This is a genomic window from Paractinoplanes deccanensis (assembly GCF_016862115.1).
In the GTDB taxonomy this organism is placed as follows: domain Bacteria; phylum Actinomycetota; class Actinomycetes; order Mycobacteriales; family Micromonosporaceae; genus Actinoplanes; species Actinoplanes deccanensis.
This window is the reverse complement of the sequence record NZ_BOMI01000184.1, coordinates 21,393-27,612: the sequence shown is the minus strand read 5'-3', so window position 1 is coordinate 27,612 and position 6,220 is coordinate 21,393. Positions and strand designations below refer to the sequence as shown.

The 6,220-nt window shown below is 70.7% G+C and carries 6 protein-coding genes; 1 reads left to right on the top strand and 5 read right to left on the bottom strand.

Going from position 1 to position 6,220, the window contains the following annotated elements:
* Nucleotides 1-39: 39 nt before the first annotated feature.
* The 3 genes from Ade02nite_RS43200 to Ade02nite_RS43190 form a co-directional block, all read right to left on the bottom strand.
* Nucleotides 40-588, bottom strand: coding sequence for a ferredoxin reductase domain-containing protein (locus Ade02nite_RS43200; RefSeq protein ID WP_203776849.1), 549 nt, complete (start codon nt 586-588; stop codon nt 40-42).
* A 7-nt stretch (nt 589-595) separates the two neighbouring features.
* Entirely contained in the window at nt 596-1,924 is a 1,329-nt protein-coding gene (locus tag Ade02nite_RS43195) for a dipeptidase (protein ID WP_203776847.1), read from the bottom strand.
* Between the two features lie 92 nt (nt 1,925-2,016).
* The gene (locus Ade02nite_RS43190; protein WP_203776845.1) at nt 2,017-2,718 is read right to left on the bottom strand and encodes an SDR family oxidoreductase; all 702 of its coding nucleotides are present in this window, start codon (nt 2,716-2,718) and stop codon (nt 2,017-2,019) included.
* 125 nt (nt 2,719-2,843) lie between these two features.
* Between Ade02nite_RS43190 and Ade02nite_RS43185 the strand changes: the two genes are divergently transcribed.
* On the top strand, nt 2,844-3,395 hold the full coding sequence (locus Ade02nite_RS43185; protein WP_203776843.1) for a TetR/AcrR family transcriptional regulator: 552 nt from the start codon (nt 2,844-2,846) through the stop codon (nt 3,393-3,395).
* Between the two features lie 91 nt (nt 3,396-3,486).
* Here the strand turns inward: Ade02nite_RS43185 and Ade02nite_RS49985 are convergent, their stop codons facing one another.
* Both Ade02nite_RS49985 and Ade02nite_RS43175 read right to left on the bottom strand, forming a co-directional pair.
* Nucleotides 3,487-4,542, bottom strand: a complete 1,056-nt coding sequence (locus Ade02nite_RS49985) for a lamin tail domain-containing protein (protein ID WP_239169469.1) — start codon at nt 4,540-4,542, stop codon at nt 3,487-3,489.
* A 64-nt stretch (nt 4,543-4,606) separates the two neighbouring features.
* Nucleotides 4,607-6,124 carry a DUF5305 family protein gene (locus tag Ade02nite_RS43175; RefSeq protein WP_239169468.1) on the bottom strand — a complete coding sequence of 506 codons (1,518 nt, stop codon included), beginning with the start codon at nt 6,122-6,124 and terminating at the stop codon, nt 4,607-4,609.
* Nucleotides 6,125-6,220 lie beyond the last annotated feature (96 nt).

Sequence of the window (6,220 nt, the reverse complement as noted above, 5' to 3'; positions counted from 1 at the left end):
AGACGCCGCCCCTGCTCCGGCAGGGGCGGCGTTCCCCGCTCAGACGTGGGTGGCAAGCATCGGCATCGACTCGTCCTTGACCAGGCCGCTCTTCGCGACGGCCTCGACGATGCGCGGATCGAGGAGCCAGGCCTCGCCGGTGTTGGCGCCCGGATTGATCAGGAAGATGCGCGGGACGGCGCCGGCGGCCTCCAGCAGGTCGTTGACGACGGCGAACGGCCGGGCCGTCGACACGAACCAGGTGTTCCGGTCGTGCCGGGTCCACACCACACACCGGCGATCATTGATCGCGACGACGTACTCGTCGTCATCGAGCTTGACGTTCTCGACCCGCAGCTCGACGCCGTGCGCGGGCAGGACGGCCGCCGGCTCCCTCAGCTCGCGGGGCACACCGCCCTCCGCCATCGCCTCGCCGTCGACGGAGAACCACCGAGTCCCCGGTTCCTCGTCGGCGGTGGCGTCGCCGCCGAACGGATAGGAGCCCTCCGCGACCGCCCGTTCCCCGGCCTCGGCGTCCGCTTCGCTGAAGCCCTGCCACATTCCGCACTCGCGCAGCGTTCGCGCCAGGTCCGCCCACCGTTGATCCATCACCGCATCATGCCGCCAGGTTCCGCAGCAGCAAAGCCTCGGCGAGGCAGATGCGCGCGAATTCGGACACGTCGATGCTCTCGTCGGGGGAGTGGGTGCTGGAGTACGGGTCCTCGGCTCCGGTGACCAGGATCGTGGCGTCCGGGTAGAGCTCCCGCAGCTGCGCGACCAGCGGGATCGAGCCGCCCAGGCCCATGTCGACGGGCTCGGTGCCCTCCCACGCGGCGCGCAGGGCGGCGCGGGCCGCGTCGACGACCGGCCCGGTGGTGGGCATGCGCTCGGGCTGGCCGATGACCTCCAAGGTGACCGACGCCTGGGCGCCCCACGGGACGTTGCGCTCCAGGTGGGCGCGCACGGCCTCCCAGGCGGTACGCGCGTCGGTGCCGGGCGGCACCCGTACGCTCACCTTGGCCTTTGCCGTGGGGACGATCGCGTTCGGAGCGCCCTCGGCCGGCGGGGCCGTGATGCCCAGGACCGAGATCGCGGGCTTGGCCCAGAGGCGGCCGGCGACGCTGCCGGTGCCGATCAGGTGTACGCCGTCGAGCACACCGGCGAGGCGGCGATAACGGTCCTCGGGGTAGTCGAGCGCCGCGTCGCCGGAGCCGCCCAGCCCCGCCACCGCCGGGGTGCCGTCCGCGTCGTGCAGGGTGGCGAGGAGCCGGGCCAGCACGGTGAGGGCGTCGGGCGCCGGCCCGCCGTAGATGCCGCTGTGCACGGCGGCCCTCAGGGTGCGTACCTTGACGAAGCAGTTGATCTCGCCGCGCAGCGACGTGGTCAGCGCGGGGGCGCCGAGGTCCCAGTTGGTGGAGTCGGCGATCACGATGACGTCGGCGCGCAGGTCGCCGGCGTGCTCGCGCAGGATCGCGGGCATCGAGCGCGAGCCGTACTCCTCCTCGCCCTCGACGAAGACCACCACGCCGACCGGCAGGTCGTCGCCGAACGCGCGCAGCGCCGCGAGGTGCGCCATGATGCCGGACTTGTCGTCGGCGGTGCCGCGGCCGTAGAGGCGGCCGTCGCGTTCCGCCGGCTCGAAGGGGTCGCTCGACCAGAGCGCCCGGTCGCCGGCGGGCTGCACGTCGTGGTGGGCGTAGAGCATCACGGTGGGCGAGCCGGGCGGTCCGGGACGCCGGGCGATCACGGCGTCGTGGCTGATCACCGGCTCCAGGCCGCAGCCGCGCAGCAGATCGGCGACGGCCTCGGCGGACCGCCGGATCTCGCCGTGGTCGAAGCCGTCGAAGGCGATGCCCGGAATGCGCACCAGGCGTTCGAGGTCGGCGCGGACGCCGGGGAGCTCACGGTCGATCGCGGCTCGCAGGTCTTGCTCCGAGAGGGTCATGGGCGCGTTGCATTCCCGCCGGGCAGGCGCCTGTCACGGTCGTGAGCCATGACGATCGGCACCTGAACCCCCGGCGGGTCCGGTGCGTTGGATCAGGCCGCGAGCTGCCGGTAGAGCTGGGTGAGGTCGCCGGAGAGGGCGGCCTTGACGGTGCGGCTGACCTCGTCGACGAGGACCTCGTGTGCGCCGCTCTCGATGCCGTCGAGGGCGGCCACTGCCACGTCGCGCGGTGCGGTCTTGGGCGCGTCGACGGTCGTGGTCATGTCGGTGTCGACGTAGCCGACGTGCAGGCCGGTGACGGCGATCCCGCGCGGGCGCAGCAGCAGGCGCAGCGAGTTGGACTGCGACCAGAGGGCGGCCTTCGAGGCGCTGTACGGGCCGCCGTCGGCGAACCAGGAGAGCGCGGAGTGCACGTTGAGGATGTGCCCGCCGCCGTTGCGCTCGATGACGGGGACGAAGGCGCGGGTCACGAGCAGCGGGCCGTAGAAGTTGGCCTCCATGTCGCGGCGCACCTCGTCGAGCGGGGAGTCGAGGAACGAGGCGCCGGAGGAGAGCCCGGCGTTGTTGATCAGCACGGTGACGTCGGAGGCGCGCGCGGCCGCGGCGGTGACGGAGGCCTCGTCGGTGACCTCCAGGGCCAGCGGGACGGCGTCCGGGTTGGTGATGGTGCGCGGGTCGCGGGCGGTCGCGTACACCTTGGCGGCGCCTCGCGCGTACAGCTCCTCCACCAGAGCCTTGCCGATGCCGCGGCTGCCGCCGGTCACGAGCACCACAGAGTCCTTGATCGCGGTCATGACGGTTCCTCTCGGAGAAAACTGATCGGTTTCCACCAAGGTAAACCGATCGGTTTCCGAGCGGCAAGGACGCGGCGTGTGATGTAGGAAACCGATCGGTTTTCGAGCGAGCTACACTGGGGCGCATGACCGGGGAAGCCACGAGGGACCGGCTGCTGGACGCCGCGGCCGACCTCTTCTACCGCGAGGGCGTCGGCGTGGGCGTCGAGGCGCTCAGCCGGGCGGCCGGCGTCTCGAAGCGCTCGATGTACCAGCTCTTCGGCAGCAAGGACGAGATCCTGGCGGCCGGGCTCGAGCGCGTGGGGCCCGCCTTCACGGCGTACCTCCTGCCCGCCGACGACGAGGGTGGCACGCCCCGCGAGCGGATGTTGCACGTCTTCCGGCGCCTCGAGGAGACGTCGGCCGAGCCCGGCTTCCAGGGCTGCCCGTTCGTCGCGGTCTCCGTCGAGGTCAAGACGCCGGACCATCCGGCGCGCCTGGTCGCCCGCCGCTACAAGGACGTGCTCACCGGCTTCTTCCGCGAGGAGGCCGAGAAGGCCGGGGCCGCCGATCCGGCCAAGCTGGCGCGGCAGCTCACGATGACCTTCGACGGCGCCAGCGCCTGGGCCGTGATGCACGGCGAGGCGCCCGAGGCGGTCGACATGGCCGCCGCGCTGCTCGACGCCGCCGGGGTCTGACGCCCGTTCCGCCGGGCCGGATCAGCAGGTGGTCTGGCCCGTTCGGCCAGGCCGGATCAGCAGGTGGTCTCGCCCGTTCCGCCGGGCCGGATCAGCAGGTGGTCTCGCCCGTGCCGACGATGGCCCACTTGCAGGCGTCGATGGTCACGCCATTGGCGGTGCGGAGCTGAGCGGTGTCCCCGCCGTTGTTCCACACGTAGCCGCCCTTGCCCGCGCGGCCCCAGAAGCGGTTGGTCGCCGTGTTCGTGCCCTTGCCGGTCTGAACGAAGAGCGAGGCGCCCGCGTTCAGGTACACGGTGCCGGTGAACGTGTAGACGATGTTCTGCGCGTCGCGGACCTGCCAGCCGGACAGGTTGATCCGGGTGCCGGTCTTGTTCGTGAGCTTGACCCACTCGGCGTTCAGGCTCGCGTTCGTTCCGGTGTCGGCGCCGGTCGAGTCGTACCGGATCTTGGTGAACTGCACCGAGCCGGGCTTCGGGCCGGTCGCCGCGCCCTTCACGGTCACGGTGACGGTCTTGGAGTAGTTGTCCCGCACACCCTGGGCGGCGTCGCCGGCGACGTGCGCGCGATAGGTGTAGGTGCCCGCGGCCAGCCCGGTCAGGGTCGCGTCGAGGAAGGCGCCGTTCGCCGCGCCCACGCCCGTGCGCACCGTCTTCCAGCTGCCGTCCGCCTGCCGCTGCTGGAACTGGTACGCCAGGCCGGGCTGGCCGGGGACGTTCCACGCGGTCAGGTCGGCGCGGCCGGCGGACGGCGACGAGCCGCTGAGGCCGACCGCGAGGCGCGAGTAGACGGTGACGGTGTTGGAGACGGCGCTGCCCTGACGCACCTGGAACCGGAAGCCGGTGTCGAGGTAGCGGCTGACCGTGAACTTCCCGGCCGCGTCGGCGGTGAGGACGATCTGCTCGTTCAGGTGCGCGGGATCGTCGTACTCGATCGCCGGCTGGAAGTCGTTCAGGCCGATCGCGGTCTCGTAGAGCGCCACCTTCGAGCCGGGCTCGGCGGTGCCGGTGAGCGTGACGGGGTGGTAGCCCACGATCTCCGCCGCGCCGGCCTGAAGGGTGGGGGTGGCGGCCGCGGTGGCGGGGGCCGCGACGGCGAGCGTCGCGACTCCGGCCACGGCCGCCAGGGAGACGAGCCTCGTGATCATTCCACACAGCCTAATAAAGCTGGGAATTTCCTGTATGGCCCGAGAGGGCAATGGCAAACGGCCGTCAGGACACGGGGGAGGACGCTTTTCGACGGTGCGATCCGGCCGTTGCGGGGCGATTCTGGTGCTCGATGTCCAGAAGCTCGGGCCGATCGAGCGGAACGCGATAGCGGTATGTGATGCCCTCGTCCCGGACGACGAAGTCGTCCGAATCCTCCCGTCGCCACGTGAGAATCATCTGTCCGTACTTCTCGGCCAGTTTGACCAGCGCCGGGAAGTTGTCGACGTTGACGATCGGCTTGCCCGGAGGGCTCGCCATCGGCTCGACGTGGACGAGGAGCTGGGGGTAGCGGCGCTCGATCTGTGCCCGCGTGCGAAGCGGCATGGCGCGCCGCGCGATCAAGAAGACAATGGCGGCGAGCGCGCCCGCGGCGATAAGGGAGAGAATGGCGTAGGAACGCGCTTGTGCGGCGGTCAGGCCCAGAATTCCGATTTCGCGCGGCACTACAGTGGTGCCGGCGGACCCGGCGCTTTCGGTGGTCAGCTTCGAGTTGCCTCCGAGCACCATTTGGACGGGCGTGACTTCGATGGTCAGAGGGGCCGACAGGGTGGCGCGGCCCTGGGAGACCACCCGTGCGGAGAGAGCGACCGAAACCGAGCCGCTGCTCGACGTGCCGATCGCGGTGGAGGCGGCATCGGCGCGCGCGACCAGGGCCTTCAAGTCGAACTTGGCCGTCGCCTCGTAGGACGACCCGGTGAACGCCACCTCGTCCACCAGCTGGATGGTGGTGTGCCAGCCGGTGCCGTTGGTGAGCCGGGCGCTCAGATCGAAGGTGCCGGGCGGTCCCTCGTATCGGGTCACCAGGTCGACGTTGTTCGTCAGCCTCCGGAAGATCGGCTCGGGCGAGCTGACGGTCGTGCCGTCGTAGGCGGCCGACTTCGGGACCTTCGCGGAGTACGAGTAGGTGAGCGACTGGCGCGGCGGAGCGGCGACCTCCCGCGTCTCGACGACCGGCTTCATCCAGCCCAGGACCCCGAGCAGGACGGCCAGCGCGAGGAAGGCGGCGGCGAGGTAGGCCCCGCCGCGAAGGGCGGGGGGAAGGCGTTGCACGGTCTTGAAGACCGCCGCAGCGGTCTCCAGCGAGCCTCCCTGCCGCGACATGGCCTTCACCTTCTTCTTTCGGCGACCTCGCGGGATCTCCCGCCGGTTTCGCGCCGCGGTCGCGGCTCCGCCACTGATGACCAGAAAGCTGAGCATCCCGATGCCGCTCGGGCCGAGGAAAGGCTTCAGCCACGTGCCGCCCTTCGGGATGTGCAGGACGGCGCGGCCGATCATCTCCTCGGTCGTCGGGGTCTTCGGGTCGATCGACTCGTTGTTGTCCCCCTTCAGCACGAATCCCGCGGAGCCGCTCCCGCCGATGATGCGATGCAGGACCCGCTGCCCGGGAACATCCCCATGGTAGGCGGCGATCTGCCCCACATGGTACGAATCGGCCTTCATGACGATGACCAGGTCGTTCTGGTAATAGACGGGGTTCATGCTGATCCCCGAGGTCACCACGTAGGCGATCCGCTCGGTCATGAGAGCCCAAGCACCGATGGCCGCCATCCCGAGGATGGCGGCCACGATGTAGGTACGCGCAGATCTCTGGATCGGTTCCTCCGGATTTGCGAGGCT